This is a genomic window from Achromobacter sp. 2789STDY5608621, from assembly GCF_001299375.1.
Lineage (GTDB): Bacteria > Pseudomonadota > Gammaproteobacteria > Burkholderiales > Burkholderiaceae_B > Achromobacter > Achromobacter insuavis.
Genome location: NZ_CYTU01000034.1, coordinates 25023 through 40600 on the forward strand (window position 1 = coordinate 25023; position 15578 = coordinate 40600).

The following is a 15578-nucleotide window of genomic DNA, read 5'->3' on the forward strand; positions in this document are numbered from 1 at the left end:
CCACTGCCAAAAAGGTAAATCGCATGCAACTGACCCAAGAATGGGACAAGACCTTTCCCAAGAGCGACAAGATCGGTCACAAGAAGGTGACTTTCCAGAACCGCTACGGCATCACTTTGGCAGGAGACCTGTATCTGCCGAAGAATGCCATCGGCAAGCTGCCGGCCATTGCCATAAGCGGCCCGTTCGGCGCCGTGAAGGAACAGTCGTCCGGCCTGTACGCCCAGACGATGGCCGAGCGCGGCTTCGCTACGCTGGCCTTCGATCCGTCATACACAGGCGAGAGCGGCGGAGAGCCGCGGAACGTTGCCTCGCCGGACATCAACATCGAGGACTTCAGCGCGGCCGTCGATTATCTGGGGCTGCAATCGAACATTGATCGCCAGCGCATCGGCATTATTGGCATCTGCGGCTGGGGCGGCATGGCGCTGGGCGCTGCCGCTGTGGACAAGCGCATCAAGGCCGTCGCCACCAGCACCATGTATGACATGACCCGCGTCATGTCCAAGGGCTACAACGACAGCACGACGCCCGAGCAGCGCCTGCAAACCTTGGAGCAACTGAGCCAGCAGCGCTGGGCCGATGCGGAAAAGGGCACGCCCGCCTACGGCCCGGTGTCGCTCGAACTCAAGGGCGGTGAGCCGCAGTTCGTGGTCGAGTACGCGGCGTATTACAAGGACAAGAAGCGCGGCTTCCACCCCCGCGCCATCAACTCGAATGCAGCGTGGACCCTCACCACGCCGCTGTCGTTCATGAACCTGCCGATCTTGACCTACATCGCGGAAATCTCGCCGCGCCCGGCACTGCTCATCCACGGTGAAAAAGCGCACTCGCGCTACTTCAGCGAGACCGCTTACGCAGCGGCTGCGGAGCCCAAGGAACTCGTGATCATCCCCGGCGCCAACCACACCGATCTGTACGACCGCCTGGACGTCATCCCGTTCGACAAGCTGACGATGTTCTTCCAGAAACACCTGGCCTGAACGGGTGTCACATCCGACGGTCTGAACCCTTCAGCGTCTGAGCCATGGCCGCACCCATCCACTCAGATAGGTGCGGCATTCTTGCTGAACACGGAGCTGTGACGAAAGCGCGACTGATGGAGATGACTTTGCCGCAAATCAGTGGAGGACAATCTCGATGAAGAAAGTGGTCTTGTTGGGTGCCAATGGCCAATCCGCCAGAGCAATCGCGGTGCGGCTTTTGGAGCAGAGCGACATAGAGTTGACGCTCTTTGCGCGTAGTGCCAAGCACCTACGTGATTTCGAAAGTCAGCGCGTCCACATCGTGGAGGGCGATGCCCGGAACCTCGATTCCCTCAGAGCGGCGATCAAAGGACAGGACGTCGTGATCAGCGCGATGGGGGGCATGGATCTGGGCGACCTCACGGAAGGCGTCGTTCGGGTGATGGAGGAAGTAGGCGTTCGCCGCATCATCGCCATCAGCGCAGGGGGCATCTACGACGAGTTGCCCGAGCCGTTCAACACCTGGGACAAGGGCATGGTGGGCTACACCCGGCCGACCCATCTGAAGACAGCGCAGGTGATTGAGCAGTCCTCGCTGGACTACACCGTTCTGCGCCCTGTCTGGCTCACGGACAAGTCCATCGAGCAGGTCGAACTGACCCGGAAAGGTGAGATATTCAAGGGAACGGAGACCTCGCGCGCCAGCATCGGTCGCTTCGTGGCTGATCTCGTCAAGCAACCAGGGCGCCACATCAAGGCAGACCTAGGCATCAGCCAACCTCATACCGATGGCGACAGGCCCGCCGCCTACCGCTGAGCCGCATGGATCCGCAGCCGCAACGGACTCCCGTGATTAAGGACGAAATCCTCATCCCTCCGGCGCATCGCCTGGCGCGGGCGATGTGCGCCTGCCTAGCCGATGACTATCAGACACGCAGCCCGGTATCGATCCCGCTATCCGCGCAGGCCTTGCAGACCGCCGTTACCGAGTCTTGGTTTAAGCGCTACTCAAATACTACGGCCTCAATGGAAATCTAGTCCAACACTGACGCTCCAGCCCTCTCTCGCAAAGCGTTGAACGTCCGCATTCCGAGATTTTGACTGTCTGCATAGGCATAGGGGCGGAACCCGCCCGTGGCAACTGTCACTCCCTCCCAGAAACAGCCATTCGACGATACGAACCTGCTAGACTTCAAAGGGCCAATTCCTTGTCTGCTGCACGCAGTTCGATGACGTCACCAGCTATAGCTCAATGTCCCCACCACAGCGCGCCGGTTGCCGTAAAACACGGACTGATCGTAGAAACCCGGGGTGAAATAGCGCTTATCAAAGAGGTTGGTCGCACTAATCGAAGCGCGCAAGCCCTTGAGATCTTGACTCAACTGACCCAGGTCATATCGGACCACCGCATCAACCAGGGTGTACCCGCCGATCTTGATCGTATTGGCCGCGTTGTAGGACGACCCAACATACCGGATGCCGCTGCCCAGGCCCAGCCCGGCGAGCGGCCCGGTGCGTACGGTGTAGTCGACGAACAGGCCCGCCATGTGACGCGGCACCGACGCTGGGCGTAGGCCCTTCTTGCTAACGCCGGTGACGAGATTGGCATTGTCCTTGGTGATCTCGGCATCCAGATAGGTGTACGACGCCGCCACGTTCAGGCCCGCGGCCTGCGAGGTCTTCGCTTCCAACTCCAGCCCGCGCGAGCGCACCTCGCCGTCCTGCACCGAATAGCCGGAGTACACAGGGTCCGCGGTCGTGACGTTTTGCTGCGTCAACTGGAACAGAGACGCGGTGATCATGCTGTCGGAACCCGGGGGCTGGTACTTGATGCCGACTTCGTACTGCTTGCCCTTGGTCGGATCAAAATTGCCGCCTCCCCGTGCCGGTGCCATGGTGCCCGAGGCGGGCTGGAACGACGTGGAGTAGCTGACGTACGGTGCGATGCCGTTGTCGAAAAGATAGGTCAGTCCGCTACGGCCGGTGAAGGCTTCCGAGTTGACTGTGCTGGACGCATCGGACAGATAGTCGGATTCCTTGTTGGTGGCCCAGTCATAGCGGCCGCCCAGCGTCAGGATCCAGCGCTCATAGCGCAGTTGGTCCTGCGCATACAACCCGGTCTGATAGACCTGGCTCTTGCCGTCCACCGATTTGAAGCTGTTCCACGTGGTGGTATTGGTGTAGACGGGATTGAAGATGTCCACCGTGCCATTGGTGCCCCCGGTGCGGGATTCGCGGCCGGAATAGTACCCATAGTCCAGGCCCGCCAGAACGGTGTGCTGCACGGCGCCCGTCGAAATGCGGCCTTCGACATTGGTGTCGACCAGGAAGGTGTCGGTGCTTTTCGGGCGGTCCTGCATGCCGAACGTGTAGTAGCGTCCGGCGGTCAGTTGCGCGCTGTTGCGTGCGCCGCTGGACACGTAATCCACGTCGGCGTGCGTGTAGCGCGCCTTCTGACGCACGGTCCAGTTTTCCGTGGCGGCATGTTCGATTTCATAGCCGACCGAGGTGTTTTCGACCGTGTAGTGCGTCAGGTCGGGTTGCCCCAGGAAGACGTCCGACGGGAAGCGGCCAGCCGGGTTGTCATAGACGGTGCCGGTCAGCGGGAGGCTTTGTTCCGAACCGCCGCGCTTGGATTTCTGGTAGCTGGCGTAGACGGTGACGTTGGTCCGGTCGGTGGGACGCCATGTCAGCGACGGCGCCAGATAGAGCCGGTCGTCGGGCGAATGGTCGACCTGGGTGCCACTGTTGCGCGCCACGCCGGTGATGCGGTAAAGCCACTTGCCCTCCTGATCCATCGGACCTGCAAAGTCGAACGCGGCCTGGCGGCGGTCGAAATTCCCGCCCTGCAATTCGATTTCATGCAGCGGCGTTTCGGTCGGGCGCTTCGTCGTCATGTCGACCAGCCCGCCCGGGGCGATTTGCCCGTACAGCACGGACGACGGCCCCTTGATGACGTCGATCCGTTCCAGCCCGTAGGTCTCGATATCGATGTCGTACTGGTTAAACCCCGCGCGCAGGCCGTCCCGGAACGTCGAGAACAGGTTGAAGGCGCGGAAACCTCGAAGGTAGATGTCGGGCGCGCCCTGCCCGCCCGGATAGTCGATGGCGCGAATGCCGGGTGTGTACGCCACTGCGGAATTGAAGTTCTGCACGCCCCGCTGATCCATTTCTTCGCGACTGACGACGCTGATAGCTTGGGGAATCTCGATCAGGGGCGTATTGGTCTTGGTGCCGCCCGACGAACGCACCGCCACAAAGCCGTCGTCGGCCAGCCGTTCGGTGGAGCCGGTCACGGCGATGCTGGGGAGGGTGACCACGGATCCCGCTACGGGCAGAGCCTGCAGCGTGTAAGCGCCCTGCGCGCCGCGGACGGCCTCCAGTCCACTACCCGCCAGTGCGACCGCGAAGCCCGCATCCACCCCATACGCGCCATGCACGCCGGCAGAGGTCAAGCCGCGCGTTTGCGCGGCATCGAACGAGATGGCCACGCCGGCTGCGCTTGCATACTGGCTGATCACTTGGGCCAGCGGCCCGCCAGGGATGTCGAAGCGGCGGGCGGTGGACTCGGAGGCCATGACGGCGCCTTGCGCATGCAGCATCGGCGAGGCAAGCAGGGCCGACGCCATGAACAATAGCGCCAAATGGGACGGCAAGGCGCGCAGGCGCATGCCGCGGACGGAAATAGAGTGAACAGAGGGGTTGTACGACATGAAGTCTCTCAGGAAGACGTGAAATAAAGGTTCTGCCTGAGAGGACGAACGAAACGGCCCAAAGACGCAAATTCTTCAAAAATAAATTCGGACGGTTCCTGAGCTCGGCGTCCGCACGCTTCAACGCGCGACAAGCCGGGTCCAATAGCCCAGCACCCGCGCGGTCTTGACCGGAAAGCCCTGCGTCAACGCGGCCAGGGCCTGATCGGTGTTGTCCAGCGGAAAAGAGCCCGACACCAGCAGGTGGGCAACATCGGCGTCGCACGCCAGACCGCCGCGCCGATATCTGCCCAGCTCGGCCGCCAGTTGGCCCAGCGGCATGTCCAACGCGACGAGGTTGCCACTAGTCCATGCCGCGGTAGTGATGTCGTTTGGCTTGGGGGGGGCGACGGTGTCTCGGCTGAACCGCGCCTGCTGGCCAGCATGCAGGACGACGGCCCCCTGCCCTTGTACGGGCTCAATGCGGACCGACTTTTCCAGGACGGCCACGCGCGTCCAGCCATCTTCGGTCTTGACCGTGTAACGCGTGCCTAGCGCGGTGGCCGTGCCCTGGCGCGTTCGTACGAGGAAGGGGCGCGGCGTGGCGGCGGGGTCGGGATGCGTGGATACCAGAATGGCGCCCGATCGCAGGTCCAGGATGCGCGCCTGGGCGTCGAACGTGACGTCGACGGCGGTATCGGTGTCCATCAGCATGGACGAGCCGTCCGCAAGCTTGATGTTGCGCCGTTCGCCGACGGCGCTGTGGTAGTCGGCAGCCCAGCCTTCCCACGGCAGGGTGCGCCATCCCAGCCAGGAGGCGGCGCCGGCGCCTGCCACGAGGCCGATGGTACGCAACACTGCGCGGCGCGACGCCTTGGCCGGCGCCAGCGTGGGGCGGGCGATGCTGCCTGGCAGGCGGCCCATCTGGCGGCAGACCTGCTCGACCTTGCCCCACGCGGCGCGGTGGGCGGCGTCGCTGGCGAGCCAGAGGCTCCAGGCGTGGCGATCGTTGGCGGTAGTGGCTTCCGAACTAAGGCGCGCGTACCAGGTGGCGGCCTCCTTGATGGCGCGCAGATCCCGCGCGCTGAGCGGTGTCTCCGTAGACATCGGCGTGCCGCTCACGGCAAGAGCAGGCAGCAATGCGCCATGGCGCGCGCCAGATAATTGTCCACGCTGCGACGCGATATCCCCAGACGGCGGGCAATCTCAGCATAGGGAAGGTCTTCGCACTGCGCCATCAAGAAGGCCTGCTTGACCTTTAAGCCGAGTCCGTCGAGCATGGCGTCAATCTCGATCAAGGCGCTACGCAACACGGCCTGCGTTTCGAGCGAAGGCACCTCCTGCGGTGGGAGTGCGGCCAAAACCTCGAGATAGGTCCGCTCCAGCGTTTGGCGCCGGAAGAAATCGATCATCAGGCTTTTGGCAATGGTCGCCAGATAGGCGCGCGGTTCCCGAATCTCAGCGGCCGGGTCGGCGTTGGCCGCGCCGCATCGCCCTGTATGCGTCTTCAACACCCTGACGAAGGTGTCCTGCATTAAATCAGCCGCGTCGAAAGGATCGCCCACACGACGGCGCAACCACCCCAGCAGCCACCCATGGTTGTCGCTGTAAAGCGTATGCATCGCTGATACGGCAGCGGGAGGAATGGTGGACACCAGGCGCTCCGGATTGAAAATTTAGTAATGAGAATTACTATCAATTTTCCATCAAACCTGCCGATCTTGGCAAGCCGCGCTTGAGTGGCCGTAATGGGTCGAAATCGGCCTGTCACCAACCCAGTCCAAGCCCGCGGAGGCCATGCAGCCCAGCGTATTGGGCGTGGCCGCATGGCCGATACCAGACCACGCCCGCAGTGTGCCGGACAAGCTCAGGTCGCCACGAGCAAGGGCTCCATGCCGAACAACTAGCGGCCCCGTTTGAAGTTGAGACACAAAATCAATCCTCCACAGGCAGAACGCCTGCGATAGGCCACGCGGGGAATGACGCAAGTCACCAGACAGCGGATCGAGGCCGGTTTTACGTGCGCTCACCCGCCTGAGGTTCCGAAATTCTCCCAGAAAATCACCTACATACGCGGACTGTTGCCATCGCAAGCTGTGATCCCTCCGTACCGTACCTACATGAAGGAATGTACGGTACGCAACTTTCCCAGGTACGACCGTACCTCGCTCGGAGCCGAGGCCACCGACATCAGGTGAAAGTTCGGGCTGGTGAATTCCGCCTGGCAAGAGATAAGGTAGTCCCTGCCAAAGCCGAGATTGCTCCTCCCCTCTACTGCGCGCTAACCTCGTCGCGCCCCTATATCTCATGCGAGCGCCCCCGTGAAAAGTCCTGCCGACCATAAAGCCGAAAGTGTCTGCTGGAGCATGGTGCGCCTCGTCAAAGATAATCAAATCGAATAGATCTGCGGGACTTACGGGCTCCAGGACCGGCGAGGTGCTCGCTGGCGTGGACACGACCACATCGAAAGTTTTAAAGGCAAGCCATTCATCGGCGCTCAATGGCCTGCCCTTCTGTGGATGTACATGAGGATTTCCTGCCTCCGCCGGTAAGACCTTGAGCTTGCGTAGCGTCGACAGTTCACCGAAGTGGGCCGAGGTCTGTCGTCTCAGCACATCCGTGGGTTCCACCACCAGCACACGGTTTGAGCACAACAAAAAAGGAAGCGCCATGATCACGGCAGTCTTCCCATATCCAGTCGGCAAAGACACTATGGCCGGCTCGTCGTAGACCGAAAAGTGGGCCGCCACAGAATGAAGAGCGCCCAACTGGCCTGGCCTAAAACCCGAGTTCGGACTGCTAATGGGTTTCAAAGCCAGCATGTGGCTATGTTCAATGAAGAAATCGGCCACGTCCCCCTCCCGGAATGAACTGGATGACCAATTGTTACTTCAAAGAACATAACAAGCCAGCCTAATTTTTGAGACCTACTCCGAATTATTGCCGCTTCAGGTCTGATGGTCTTCTTTGTTGCGTCCTTCGGAACGAGCGATGTTATTCGCGACCCAAAGGCCGAATGCGATAACAGCTACAAGTACTCCGAGCATCACTGTAGTACCCAGGTCCATACGCTTTTCTCCACAAACACAGCTCTGTCGGTACGCCTGATGATAGCAATCACCGCCGGATATGAACTGAGAATCCGCAGCGCAACGCAACATCGTTCGTAACAGGAAACCCGCTGGGATCCTGCTGGGTTCCTACTTGGTTAACCGCCGGTTCCCACATCAAAACCTAGAGCGGCACTCGACCAATTTGGTTCTGAAACACGGCGTAAAGGAGCGCGCTGTGCCCCAGCACAGTTGCTCAGATCTTGGGGTCCATGAGCGCCGCTGACACAGGATCCATGGCCATCCTCATAGGAGAAATACCCACGGAGCGAGGGAACCTGGCGGCCTGTAGCGGAAACCCAGCAGGTTATGGCCAGGTTTTACTTTCGAACCCAGTGCAAACCGGATGCAAAGCTACCAATCCCAATCCCATTCCCAATCCCAAATCTTTTACTGGCTACGCCAGTGTCAACAGCGTCCGCGCCGCTGTCTGACCTGATAAGCCACAACAGGCCGGATCAATTCCAGATGGGACGCCCTCGTAGATGCAGTGATGGTCCTTAGACGCGTCCACAGCCCGCATGAGCGGTCGAAACACCTAGGGTTACGGGGTAGCAGCCACTTTAGAGTCATTGCAGCCCAGAGCGCGTTCTGCGCGATCTCGCGCTCTGTTTCTGAAACGCGAGTCGAATCTCCGAGTTTTTGCCTTGCAGGGTCTAGAAGACGGTTGGCGCCGTGCAAAAGAAAGTGGGCAAGTCGGAGGGTGTGGCCAGAGTCCTGTATTGCACAATCCAACGACTTCGCTCGCTAGAACGTGAGACCGCCGAGCCAGCCTTCCCTTTTGTCCATGGCAAGAATCGACGCCCACCGGGGCGCCAAGCTTCCCCGCACATTCGGAATATTTGATAGGGGATTTTGATAGGGTGTTTGAAAAGGGCTTTGACTGATGGCGTCAACACTTGATCTCTACGCCAGCCAAGCACTCCGGATCTGTTCGATGGTCCACAACCGGACAGCCGCCCCGCCCCTCGCCCACCGTCAGTGAAGCTGGAACGATCAACGGTCGATGATGTTCCAGACGTGCGTGACTAGGGTGGCAACTGTCCGGCGCCGGCGTCTCAAGGTGGGAGTTATTTTTGCAACGCCACGAGCCGGACTTTTTTGACTGGGAACTGTTTGCCAGGCCGAGATACTCAAATACCCTGTCGGCAATTCAAGCCACTAACTTCTCCGCGACATGAACCGCGCTTGGTCCAGCCATTGCCGACCTTTTTGCTGCGACCCACGTTCCGTGTTTCTGAGCATTAATCGCGCCCCACGCTCCTTCGGTGCAGCATGATCCACCAAGGCCGCCCCTCCCCCCACGATTCACAAGTGCGGACGGTTGCGGCGGGGTGAAATCTACGGACCTGCGGACAAGTTTCAGCGCCTCATACGCGGGATCGCGACCAGCCCGGGGTCGACTCAGCGAAATAATCTGTTAGCCGCCTGAAAGACTCCGTGTCCCTGTCGCAGCCATTCAGACATTGCGCTGGCAACTCCTACTTCCATTGTCGAAAGGACACCCCTCGTATCAGTACTAGGTTAAAGGATGCCCTATCCCCTCATTCCCGTACTAGGCCAAGTCTCCGCAGTTCGGGTCGGATAGACCGTCGACTTTGATTTCCCTCAGCGCAACTCAGAGCGCATTTGACACTGAGGTGTGCAGTATGGTCTCAGTGCAATGCACACAGCACATGCAGAGTACAGGCCGCGACGCTTTAAAAGTGCAACCGCGGAAGACCGGTCCACAGCACAGCTCGGCATTTGCTCCGCTAACGAATAACGCCGCGAGGATGGAAGGGCCGAAGGGTCGTAACGATTCAACTGTCGCGTGATGCCGCCGATGCTCTGCGACCAGGGCTCGGAACTCTCGCTTTGCTGCCCCAGCACACACAGCCTCAGATGAAGGGGTTTGGCCTGCACCAAGCGCAACAGTCCCCAGAGCCCACCCAATTGGCCTGATGAGCCCAAAGTGCAGCGAGCTGCCCGCCCCCCACAATCAAGCAGAGACCCGGCAAGTGCCGAAATGCGCTATTGCCACCGAATGCACATCCTTGCCTTGATGCCGCGTGAACTTGCTCACCGCCAACTGCAAGTTCGTTGTCCCATATGTTGTCCCATATGCCCAGCAAAGAAAAAGGGTTAGCTCACCGACATTGAGCTAACCCTTTGATTTTATTGGTCGGGGCGGCGGGATTCGAACTCGCGACCCTCTGCTCCCAAAGCAGATGCGCTACCAGGCTGCGCTACGCCCCGAGGGTCGCAACTATACCAGATACCGGCGCGCCCCCGGCAAATCCCGGCAGGCCACGCCCGCGCAACGCCCAGCCCGGCGATCCCCTGATTGACACCTATATAGTTGAAGCATAAATTAATTCGACATACCTAATAACGACATCCATCGGGAACCACATGGCCAACGCCTCCTCTCCATCCGCCTGGGCCACGCCCACGCGGACCACCGACACCGTATTGTTCGTCTGCTGGCTGGCGATCCTGTTCGAGGGCTACGACGTCGGCGTCATGGGCGCGGTGCTGCCCGCCCTGGCCGACGACAAGAGCTGGAACCTGACGCCGATCGAACTCGGCATGCTCGGCAGCTACGCACTGGCGGGCATGTTCGTCGGCTCGTTCGCCGTCGGCACGCTGTCCGACCTGCTGGGCCGCCGGCGCATGCTGCTGGCCTGCGTGACGCTGTTCTCGCTGACCATGATCGGCGCGGCCTGGGCGCCGACGCCGACGTGGTTCGCCACCTTCCGCTTCATCGGCGGCCTGGGGCTGGGCGGCGTGATCCCGGTGGCGGCGGCGCTGACGATCGAGTATTCCCCGCCCGCCAAACGGGGCTTCAACTACGGCGTGATGTATTCCGGCTATTCGCTCGGCATCCTGTGCTCCGCCGCGGTGGCCATGGCCGTGCTGCAGCACTGGGGCTGGCGCGCGGTGATCCTGGTGGGCGCGGCGCCGCTGCTGCTGGTGCCGGTGCTGGCGCGCCTGCTGCCCGAATCGCTGGAATACCTGCTGGCCAAGGGCGACGAGGCCGGCGCCCGCGCCGTGGCGCAGCGCCTGGGCATCACCTCGCTGGAACCGTTCCGTCCGCGCGAAGTGACGGGTGAAAAGACCACCTGGCGCGATGTGATGGCCGCGGTGTTCGCGCCGCGCCACCTGCGGGCCACGCTGTGCTTCTGGGGCGCCCTGTTCCTGGGCATGATGCTGGTGTATGGCCTGAACACCTGGCTGCCGCAGATCATGCGCAAGAACGGCTACGACCTGGGCTCGAGCATCTCGTTCCTGCTGGTCTTCAGCCTGGCGTCGGCCATCGGCGGCCTGGTGCTGGGCCAGTTCGCCGACAAGAGCGAGCCGCGCAAGATCGTGGCGCTGTTCTACCTGGTGGGCGCGATCGGCATCTACTGCCTGACCTACAACAATCCGCTGGCGGTCAATTACCTGTGGGTGGCGCTGGCCGGCATCGGCAGCATTTCGTCGTCGCTGATCCTGACCGGCTACCTGGCCAGCTACTACCCGGCGCACGCGCGCGGCGCGGCCACCGGCTGGGCGCTGTCGTTCGCCCGCATCGGCGCCATGAGCGGCCCCATCGTCGGCGGCTATCTGGCGGGATTGAAATTGCCGCTGGCCTGGAACTTCATCGCCTTCTCGTGCGCGGCGGTGCTGGCGGCGGTGTTCGTGATCCTGATCCCGGGCCGCTACGCGGGCGGCGCGCCGGCGCGGCCGACGGCCGGCACGCGGCCCGTGGAGCAACAACAGTCCTGACACGCCGATTGTCCGGCGCCGCGGCGCTCGCCGCGGAATCGGACTGACGGAAACGACAACGGCGCACCAAAGGGTGCGCCGTTGTTTCGCATGGGATCCGTACCGGACCGCGCCGCCTGCCGGTTGCCCGCCAGGCGTCCGTTCCGGCGGACGATCAGCCGAAACGGCCGGTGATGTAGTCTTCGGTTTCCTTGCGCGACGGCTTCACGAAGATCTGGTCGGTCTGGCCGAATTCCATCAGCTCGCCCAGGTACATGTAGGCCGTGAAGTCCGAGCAACGGGCGGCCTGCTGCATGTTGTGGGTCACGATGACGACGGTGTAGTCGTTCTTCAGTTCGGCGATCAGTTCCTCGATCTTGGCGGTCGAGATCGGATCCAGCGCCGAACACGGCTCGTCCAGCAGCAGCACTTCCGGCTTGATGGCCACGCCGCGCGCGATGCACAGACGCTGTTGCTGGCCGCCCGACAGGCTGTTGCCGCTCTGGTGCAGCTTGTCCTTCACTTCATTCCACAGCGCGGCCTTGCTCAGCGCCCATTCCACGCGCTCGTCCATCTCGCCCTTGGACAGGCGCTCGAACAGGCGCACGCCGAAGGCGATGTTGTCGTAGATGCTCATGGGGAACGGCGTCGGCTTCTGGAACACCATGCCGACCTTGGCGCGGATCAGCGAGATATCGGTCTTGGCCGTCAGCAGGTTTTCGCCGTCCAGGATGATTTCGCCCTCGGCGCGCTGGCCCGGGTACAGCTCGAACATGCGGTTGAAGGTGCGCAGCAGCGTCGACTTGCCGCAGCCCGACGGGCCGATGAAGGCGGTGACCTTCTTCTCCTGGATCGACATGTTCACATTGCGGATCGCATGGAACTTGCCGTAGTAGAAGTTCAGGTTCTTGACCTCGATCTTGTTCTTGACGGCGGTAGCGGTGTTTTCCATTTGGTTTCCCTAGGTCCGGCGCGGCGGGCGCGCCGGCAAAGCGATCTTTACTTGCGGAACATGTTGCGGGCAATGATGTTGATGCCCAGCACCAGCAGCGTAATCAGGGTGGCGCCGGCCCACGCCAGGTCGTTCCAGTCCTTGAAGGGGCTGGCGGCGTATTGGTAGATCACGACCGGCAGGTTGGCCATCGGGCCGTTCATGTTGGTCGACATGAACTGGTTCGACAACGCCGTGAACAGCAGCGGCGCGGTTTCGCCCGAGATGCGGGCGATGGCCAGCAGCACGCCGGTGATGATGCCGGTCTTGGCGGCGCGATAGCACACCAGGGTGATCATGCGCCACTTGGGGCAGCCCAGCGCGGCCGCGGCTTCGCGCAGGCTGTTGGGCACCAGCAGCAGCATGTTGTCGGTGGTGCGCACCACCACCGGGATCACCAGGATCGACAGCGCGATGGCGCCGGCCCAGCCCGAGTAGTGCCCGACCTGCGCCACGTACACGGCGTAGATGAACAGACCGATGATGATGGACGGCGCCGACAGCAGCACGTCGTTCAGGAAGCGCGTGGCCGGCGCCAGCCAGCCACGCTGGCCGTATTCGGCCAGGTAGGTGCCGGCCAGGATGCCGACCGGCGTGCCGATCAGCGTGCCCACGCCCGCCATCATCACGCTGCCGAAAATGGCGTTGACCAGGCCGCCGGACTGCCCCGGCGGCGGCGTGATTTCGGTGAAGAGCGTGTACGACAGCGCCGGCGCGCCCTTGAACAGCAGGGTCTGGATGATCCAGAACAGCCAGAACAGCCCGAACACCAGCGTGGCCAGCGAGATGGTCAGCATGATGCGGTTGACCACCCGGCGCCGGCGATACACGCCGTTCTGCATATTGAGTACGGATACAGCCATGATCTTTTCCTTGTGCGGCGGGATCAGGATTTCTTGCCTTCACCGGCCGACAGGCGGACCAGCAGCATCTTCGCCAGGGCCAGCACGATCGTGGTGATCAGGAACAGGATCAGGCCCAGTTCCAGCAGCGCCGACTTCTGGATGCCACCCGCTTCGTTGAATTCGTTGGCCAGCGCCGAGGCGATCGAGTTGCCCGGCGAGAACAGCGAACCGGACCACTTGAAGGCGTTGCCGATCACGAAGGTCACCGCCATGGTCTCGCCCAGCGCGCGTCCCAGGCCCAGCATGATGCCGCCGATGACGCCCGACTTGGTGAAGGGCAGCACCACGCGCCACATCACTTCCCAGGTCGTGCTGCCCAGGCCGTAGGCCGATTCCTTCAGCATCGCCGGCACCAGTTCGAACACGTCGCGCATCACCGCGGCGATGAACGGGATGATCATGATCGACAGGATCAGGCCGGCGGTGAAGATACCGATGCCGAACGGCGGCCCGGCGAACATGCCGCCAATGATGGGCACGCTGCCCAGCGTGGCGATCAGGAACGGCTGCACGTACTGCTGGAACACCGGCACGAAGACGAACAGGCCCCACATGCCGTAGATGATCGACGGAATCGCCGCCAGCATCTCGACCGCGGTGCCCAGCGGGCGGCGCAGCCAGGTCGGCGACAGTTCGGTCAGGAAGATGGCGATGCCGAACGACACCGGCACCGCGATGATCAGGGCGATGGCCGAGGTCAGCAGCGTGCCGATGATGGGCACCACCGCGCCGTAATTCTGTTTGACCGGATCCCAGTCGTTCAACCACAGGAACGACAGGCCGTACTTGGCCAGCGATTCGCGGCTGCCGTAGATCAGGGATACCAGGATCGCCGCCAGCAGAATGAACACCAGGAAGGCGAACAGGCGGGTCAGGTTCTTGAACAGCGCATCCATCAGCGCGTTTTTATTTTGCTTCATAGGCGAAGGCGTGCCGGTAGTCACGGAATCCGCCACGCTGGGCGGGAGCGGCACACTATTATCCATTACCGCGCTCATGGATGGACTTTCCTTAGGAAACCTTGGGGGAAACTACAGGTGGGTCCGGGAGACCCGCCCTGGTAGCCGGCGGACCGGATACCAGGGCAGTTGGCCGATGCCGGCGCGGGGCGGAGCCGCCGCGCCAGGCACCTGCCTTACTTCCAGACGGCCTTGCCGTCGGCAGCCTTGACCTCGCCCCAGGCGGCGCGGATTTCCTTGGTCACGGCGTCGGGCAGCGGCACGTAGTCCATGGCTTCAGCCGACTTGGCGCCGTTCTTGAAGGCCCAGTCGAAGAATTCCAGGACAGCCTTGCCCTGAACCGGCTTGTCTTGCGACTTGTGGATCAGGATGAAGGTGGCGGCGGTGACGGGCCACGAATCGGCGCCCGGCTCGTCGGTCAGGACCACGCCCATGCCAGGCGCGCTCTTCCAGTCGGCGTTCGCGGCAGCGGCGGCGAAGGCCTTCTGTTCCGGCTGGACGAACTTGCCGGCCTTGTTCTGCAGTTGCGTCCAGGCCAGCTTGTTCTGCTTGGCGTAGGCGTATTCGACGTAGCCGATCGAGTTCTTCAGCTGGCCGACGTAGGCGGCGACGCCTTCGTTACCCTTGCCACCCTGACCCACGGGCCACTTGACGGCCTTGCCTTCGCCGACTTGTTCCTTCCACTCCGGCGACACCTTGGACAGGTAGTTGGTCCAGCCGAAGGTGGTGCCCGAGCCGTCCGAACGGTGCACGACGATGATGTCGGCCGAGGGCAGCTTCACGTCGGGGTTCAGCGCCTTGATGGCGGCGTCGTCCCACTTCTTGATCTTGCCCAGGAAGATGTCGCCCAGGACCTTGCCCGACAGCTTCAGCTTGCCCGGCTCGACGCCGTCGATGTTCACCACGGCAACCGTGCCGCCGATGACGGCCGGGAATTGCAGCAGGCCGTTCTTTTCCAGGTCAGCCGCCTTCATGGGATCGTCCGAAGCGCCGAAATCGACGGTCTTGGCGATGATCTGTTGCTGGCCGCCGCCCGAACCGATCGACTGGTAGTTCACGGCGTTGTTGGTCGCGGCCTTGTAGTCCGACGCCCACTTGGCGTAGATCGGGTACGGGAACGAAGCGCCGGCGCCGGTCACATCGGCGGCCTGGACGGCGAAAACGGCGGCGCTCAGCGCGACACCCAGGGAAACTTGTTTGAAGACACGTTTGAACATCTTGGTTCCT

Annotated in this window: 10 protein-coding genes, 1 tRNA gene and 1 pseudogene; 3 read left to right on the forward strand and 9 right to left on the reverse strand. The window is 62.1% G+C overall.

From position 1 onward, the window contains the following. The first annotated feature begins 23 nt into the window (after positions 1–23). Both AOZ53_RS24355 and AOZ53_RS24360 read left to right on the forward strand, forming a co-directional pair. Positions 24–983 carry an alpha/beta hydrolase gene (locus tag AOZ53_RS24355; RefSeq protein WP_054428407.1) on the forward strand — a complete coding sequence of 320 codons (960 nt, stop codon included), beginning with the start codon at positions 24–26 and terminating at the stop codon, positions 981–983. A 142-nt stretch (positions 984–1125) separates the two neighbouring features. After that, positions 1126–1782 (forward strand): annotated as a pseudogene (locus AOZ53_RS24360) (SDR family oxidoreductase); the annotation flags it as partial. Positions 1783–2200: 418 nt separating this feature from the next. Here the strand turns inward: AOZ53_RS24360 and AOZ53_RS24365 are convergent. The 5 genes from AOZ53_RS24365 to AOZ53_RS24380 all read right to left on the reverse strand — a co-directional run bounded on the left by AOZ53_RS24365 (position 2201) and on the right by AOZ53_RS24380 (position 10005). Then, the gene (locus AOZ53_RS24365; protein WP_231689856.1) at positions 2201–4678 is read right to left on the reverse strand and encodes a TonB-dependent siderophore receptor; all 2478 of its coding nucleotides are present in this window, start codon (positions 4676–4678) and stop codon (positions 2201–2203) included. Positions 4679–4798: 120 nt separating this feature from the next. Next, positions 4799–5764 carry a FecR domain-containing protein gene (locus AOZ53_RS24370; protein WP_054428410.1) on the reverse strand — a complete coding sequence of 322 codons (966 nt, stop codon included), beginning with the start codon at positions 5762–5764 and terminating at the stop codon, positions 4799–4801. A gap of 11 nt (positions 5765–5775) precedes the next feature. Further along, positions 5776–6279 (reverse strand): sigma-70 family RNA polymerase sigma factor, encoded by a 504-nt coding sequence (locus AOZ53_RS24375; protein ID WP_054428411.1) that lies wholly within the window; start codon positions 6277–6279, stop codon positions 5776–5778. An 84-nt stretch (positions 6280–6363) separates the two neighbouring features. Next, the gene (locus AOZ53_RS35105) at positions 6364–7479 is read right to left on the reverse strand and encodes a DEAD/DEAH box helicase family protein (RefSeq protein WP_231689867.1); all 1116 of its coding nucleotides are present in this window, start codon (positions 7477–7479) and stop codon (positions 6364–6366) included. A gap of 2449 nt (positions 7480–9928) precedes the next feature. Then, a tRNA-Pro gene (locus AOZ53_RS24380) sits at positions 9929–10005 on the reverse strand. Positions 10006–10161: 156 nt separating this feature from the next. Here AOZ53_RS24380 and AOZ53_RS24385 point away from each other — a divergent pair. Further along, complete coding sequence (locus AOZ53_RS24385) at positions 10162–11517, forward strand: MFS transporter (RefSeq protein ID WP_054489660.1); 1356 nt, start codon at positions 10162–10164, stop codon at positions 11515–11517. Between the two features lie 154 nt (positions 11518–11671). On the opposite strand, the gene pstB is transcribed toward AOZ53_RS24385, so the two are convergent. The 4 genes from pstB to pstS form a co-directional block, all read right to left on the reverse strand. Next, a complete protein-coding gene (pstB, locus tag AOZ53_RS24390) occupies positions 11672–12448 on the reverse strand; it encodes a phosphate ABC transporter ATP-binding protein PstB (RefSeq protein WP_006385463.1) in 777 nt (258 codons plus the stop codon). Positions 12449–12495: 47 nt separating this feature from the next. After that, positions 12496–13350 (reverse strand): phosphate ABC transporter permease PstA, encoded by an 855-nt coding sequence (gene pstA, locus AOZ53_RS24395; protein WP_080977466.1) that lies wholly within the window; start codon positions 13348–13350, stop codon positions 12496–12498. Positions 13351–13373: 23 nt separating this feature from the next. Further along, positions 13374–14390, reverse strand: coding sequence for a phosphate ABC transporter permease subunit PstC (gene pstC, locus AOZ53_RS24400; protein ID WP_006390677.1), 1017 nt, complete (start codon positions 14388–14390; stop codon positions 13374–13376). A gap of 137 nt (positions 14391–14527) precedes the next feature. After that, entirely contained in the window at positions 14528–15568 is a 1041-nt protein-coding gene (gene pstS, locus AOZ53_RS24405; protein WP_006390678.1) for a phosphate ABC transporter substrate-binding protein PstS, read from the reverse strand. Between the last annotated feature and the right edge of the window lie 10 nt (positions 15569–15578).

Coding starts and splice junctions, on each gene's coding strand:
- AOZ53_RS35105 (WP_231689867.1), bottom strand. CDS start 7,479: ATGCTGGCTTTGAAACCCATTAGCAGTCCGAACTCGGGTTTTAGGCCA.
- AOZ53_RS24355 (WP_054428407.1), top strand. CDS start 24: ATGCAACTGACCCAAGAATGGGACAAGACCTTTCCCAAGAGCGACAAG.
- pstC (WP_006390677.1), bottom strand. CDS start 14,390: ATGAGCGCGGTAATGGATAATAGTGTGCCGCTCCCGCCCAGCGTGGCG.
- pstS (WP_006390678.1), bottom strand. CDS start 15,568: ATGTTCAAACGTGTCTTCAAACAAGTTTCCCTGGGTGTCGCGCTGAGC.
- AOZ53_RS24385 (WP_054489660.1), top strand. CDS start 10,162: ATGGCCAACGCCTCCTCTCCATCCGCCTGGGCCACGCCCACGCGGACC.
- AOZ53_RS24365 (WP_231689856.1), bottom strand. CDS start 4,678: ATGTCGTACAACCCCTCTGTTCACTCTATTTCCGTCCGCGGCATGCGC.
- pstB (WP_006385463.1), bottom strand. CDS start 12,448: ATGGAAAACACCGCTACCGCCGTCAAGAACAAGATCGAGGTCAAGAAC.
- pstA (WP_080977466.1), bottom strand. CDS start 13,350: ATGGCTGTATCCGTACTCAATATGCAGAACGGCGTGTATCGCCGGCGC.
- AOZ53_RS24375 (WP_054428411.1), bottom strand. CDS start 6,279: ATGCATACGCTTTACAGCGACAACCATGGGTGGCTGCTGGGGTGGTTG.
- AOZ53_RS24370 (WP_054428410.1), bottom strand. CDS start 5,764: ATGTCTACGGAGACACCGCTCAGCGCGCGGGATCTGCGCGCCATCAAG.